Raw genomic sequence first — 3,779 nt, forward strand, 5'->3', positions numbered from 1 at the left:
TACATTGTACGCGAGGATGCAGAACAGCGTCCAGCTGATTCTGCGCGTCGAGAACGGGCGCGCCGGGGATGAAGGCGCGGCAATGTGGATTGAGGCCGAAATCAAGGTCCCTGGGAAGCTTTCGCTCGCGCCGGACATCCGCCTGAACGAAGGCAGGATGCGCACGGGCATCGTTGGCAGCGGCGAAGCCCTTGAAAAGCCGCTGAGGATATACGCGTCCGCGTTCACTGACGCGCAGCGCTACGATTGCATGCTCACTGTATTCGCATACGACAAGGACGCGGTTATAGTGCAGAGGATGGAAATTCCGTTCAGCGTGAAGTGCGAGGAGCAGAAGCCCGCGGTGCTGTAGCCTTCCGCTCGATTCCCTCCTCGTGCCGCATGAGCTTCCAGTGCATCTTCGTCCAGACTTTCTCGAATTTCAGCTTCCTGTAGACCTCTTTCGCTGCCTTGTTGCGCTCAGCCACAGTGAGGGACAGGTACGGGAGCTTCCTGCGCTTCGCCCATTCGGCCGCGCCGTCCATGAGCGCGGCCCCGACGCCGCCTTTCCGTTGCTTCTTTTCGACAAAAAGGCTGAACACGAAGCATTCCCTGTCAAACACGTAAATCGGCGGAAGCTTCTGCACCCTGCAGTGGACGTGGCCTATCACCCTGTTGTTCTTCTCAGCCACAAGAACGAGCGAGCGCCTCGAGCGTATTTCCTTATCTATGAAATTCCTTATGATTTCTCCGGCCTTTTCCTTCAGCAGGTAAGTTGTTGGGTCGTACCCGAAATGGGCGTGCTCCAGCTTCCCGAGCTGCGAAGCAATGGTTTTTACGTCCGAAGCCCTTGCCTTCCTCAAAATCATCCAAACTCCTCACATTTCCATGGCCGCCCTGCCTTTTTTCAGCACCAGCGCCGCAAGTTTTTTCCCGTTTCTCCCTTCCAATCCAAGGGCGTTCGCTACGCCCATCGGGCTGATGTAGCCCCATTTCGCGAGCGCCTGCGCCAACTCAGGATGCGTCTTCGCGTACTCCTTTGCCGGAATCCCGTGCATCACCGCGTCCACCGCCTGCCTGAGAGACATCGCGCCCTTCCTGGTCCCCCCGGGATGGCCGTGCACCCCTGCGCCGGCCTGCAGATTCGTGTTCAGGCCGTGCAGTGCAACAAGCGCGTCCACCTTTCCCGCGTCCACGCCTCCGGAAGCTATGCTGAGCATGGGCTTCACATGCCCTGAAAATTCCATCTGGAGCGAGCCGAGGTAGAATTTCTCCGGAAGCTTCCGGAGCTCGGCGATGTCGTGCAGCCTCCTTACCGCGACCGGAGAGCCCTCCATCTTCCCCACGCCGGTGCCTATGTGCATCTGGTCAATTCCGAGCAGGCGGTAGAATTTCTCGTATATCTGGAAGTTCACCCCGAAGTTGCCCCGGTTCGCGGCAGCGAATCCTGCCCTGTGCCCGTGCGTCGCGAATCCGCACCTCTTCGTGAGGTCCAATATATCCTGGAGCGCGCTCATGCCCATCACGTACGTGTCTAGCATCACCACCACGTGCTTCTGGAGCCCGCAGGATTTCAGGTACTCGACGCGCTCGACCATCCGCGAATACCTGTCCGTTATGTTGTTAGAGTAGAGGTGGTTCTGCCCTGTTTCCCTCCCCGCCTTTTCGATAGCTTTCACGACCTCGTGCACCCTTTCCTTCCACCTGCAGAACTCCTGGTCCACCAGGTTCTCATCGTCTTTCACCAGGTCCAGACCCCCTGCATAAGCCTCGTGCGCAGCGTGCGCCCATTCCTTCGGCGTGAGCCCAACCTTCGGCTTTATTATGGTCCCCACGTGCGGCCTGCAGTCCTTTTCAGTTCCGACCAGCTTTCTTATCCCAGGCAAGCCAAACTTGGGGCCGCTGAACTGGGTTTGGTACTTTTTCGGGAACGAGATGTCGCATACGTAAAGCTCGTGAAGCTCTTTCAGTCCGAATATGTTCCCGAGCACAGAAGCCTGGAACTGCAGTATGTTCTTGGCGTCGAAGTGCTCCATCGGATACGCAATCTTTATGAACCCCGCGTTCTTTCCCACCTTGCCGAGCCAGAACACGCGTGCGCGGTAGTGCTTCCACACGAAATCGTTCATCGTGCTGAGCTTGGTCCAGGAGCCCACGCTGCTTTCCGCGGCTATCGCTTCGGCAGTTTGCTCCAGCGAGGTGCCGCTTTTGGCCCAGAAGAGCGCCACAAAGTCGTTTTCCCTGTCCGGTTCGTATTTGAAATCGAGATAGCTGTAACCTCCGTATGCCATGTTCTCACCGCAGTAGGAACTCCGACTAACATTATAAATTATATTCCTATAATCTAAACCGTTGCACCGGTGATATGATGGTTCTCGGAGTCGGCGAAGGGAGCGTTGAAATCGTGACAGGCAAGAAGAGCTGGCTGAACGGGGAAGCAATCAGCGGAAAAGTGGCGCTGAAACTGGGCGCGCCGGTGAAATCGCGCGGCCTCCGCATCCTTTTCTACGGAGAGAAAAAGTCCCACCTCGGCAAAACCCCCAAAATCGAAAGGATACACAAGCAGATAGTGGTTCTGGACGGAGCGAAAACCTACCTGAAAGGCAGGAAAAATTACGCGTTCCTGATTCAGCTCCCTGTGCTTGCGAAGCCCAGGCCGATTGAAGGGACGGACATAATACCATCGGTGGTGCGCTTCTCGGGGGGAAAGTTCGACCCCTACGCGAACGTCAAATGGTACCTGGACGCGTCGCTCGACATCCCGGTGAGCCTGGATTTAAACAAGAAAATTCAAATCACGATAAAAAGATGACGGGCTTCCCGCATGGCTGCGCATTCCCGGAATGTGGCCCTGGACATCCGCTCGGCCTTGAATTCTGCAGACGCGCTACCATATCCTTATGGTTGCTCCTTCCGGCCTGGCCAGGTTCGTATAGGGCAGCGCAATGCAGAGCAAAGCGTCAACGCTTAAAGCCCAGGTTCATTCCGAAAAAACACAACGCCGCGGGCATTCGGGCCGCCTAAGGGGAATTGCGGTTCTGGAAGCAAGCTTCCCGGGGCCCCTAGCCCCGCCCTAGCCCGAATATAATACGCAATCCGGCTTATTAAACATTCACATTTTGCGGCTCTTTCTGGGCCAGCAATCCCTTCTTGCGTTACCTAGCCCGAGCAGCTAAACTTCATGGTCTTGAAAAATAGGAGAAAACACGCGTTGGTCGCACGCGTCAAGAATTTCTTCCCGATTTTTGAGATTTACTTTTTGCCCAAATTCCTTAACGAATCTCCGGCTGGGTTCGGCCCCATGCTCCATGAGTATTCCGGCTATCGTACTTAGTGCCAATTCCAGGGCAATGTCAAGTGCGCATTCTTTTTCCACGGCCACCCCTATCTTAGCATTTGGGTCAGCGCCACGCTCCAGGAGGAGCCGCACGACATCCGTATGCCAATTGCGAATCGCCATAATCAGCGCGGTTTCTCCTTTCATATCCGTTTTCAAATCTGGATTCGCGCCTGCTTTCAAAAGCATCTCCACAATCTCGGTGTTGCCCCTTCCAGACGCCTCCATTAGTGGAGTATAACCTCCATAATCGGCATTGTCGGGGTTAGCGTTGTGCTTCAGCAGGAGTTCTACCATTTCCTTAGCGTCTCTCGTTACAGCAAGATGTAATGGAAAGAATTGCATGTATGAATGTACACCCGGAATATTGGGGTTCGCACCGGATTCGAGCAGGGGTGCTACAAAGTATTCTCCAATTCTATTCCATCTTCCCAAAGCGCATATGAGCGGTGTTGATTCGACG

General features: G+C 55.3%; 5 protein-coding genes and 1 other RNA gene. 2 read left to right on the forward strand and 4 right to left on the reverse strand.

Going from position 1 to position 3,779, the window contains the following annotated elements; translation table 11 throughout:
• Positions 1-352: hypothetical protein (locus tag WC488_04920; protein MFA5077740.1), on the forward strand; the 352-nt coding region annotated here is incomplete at its 5' end.
• Here the strand turns inward: WC488_04920 and WC488_04925 are convergent.
• Both WC488_04925 and WC488_04930 read right to left on the reverse strand, forming a co-directional pair.
• Positions 312-848 (reverse strand): GNAT family N-acetyltransferase, encoded by a 537-nt coding sequence (locus WC488_04925; protein ID MFA5077741.1) that lies wholly within the window; start codon positions 846-848, stop codon positions 312-314. The two genes, WC488_04920 and WC488_04925, sit on opposite strands and share 41 nt — an antisense overlap.
• 9 nt (positions 849-857) lie before the next feature.
• On the reverse strand, positions 858-2,270 hold the full coding sequence (locus WC488_04930) for a RuBisCO large subunit C-terminal-like domain-containing protein (protein MFA5077742.1): 1,413 nt from the start codon (positions 2,268-2,270) through the stop codon (positions 858-860).
• A gap of 77 nt (positions 2,271-2,347) precedes the next feature.
• On the opposite strand from WC488_04930, the gene WC488_04935 reads away from it, so the two are divergent.
• On the forward strand, positions 2,348-2,791 hold the full coding sequence (locus tag WC488_04935) for a hypothetical protein (protein ID MFA5077743.1): 444 nt from the start codon (positions 2,348-2,350) through the stop codon (positions 2,789-2,791).
• Here the strand turns inward: WC488_04935 and ffs are convergent.
• An RNA gene (gene ffs, locus WC488_04940) (signal recognition particle sRNA large type) lies at positions 2,791-3,061 on the reverse strand. The genes WC488_04935 and ffs overlap by 1 nt on opposite strands.
• 90 nt (positions 3,062-3,151) lie before the next feature.
• The coding region (locus WC488_04945; protein ID MFA5077744.1) for an ankyrin repeat domain-containing protein at positions 3,152-3,779 on the reverse strand (628 nt) is incomplete at its 5' end.

This window comes from Candidatus Micrarchaeia archaeon (assembly GCA_041650355.1).
In the GTDB taxonomy this organism is placed as follows: domain Archaea; phylum Micrarchaeota; class Micrarchaeia; order Anstonellales; family Bilamarchaeaceae; genus JAHJBR01.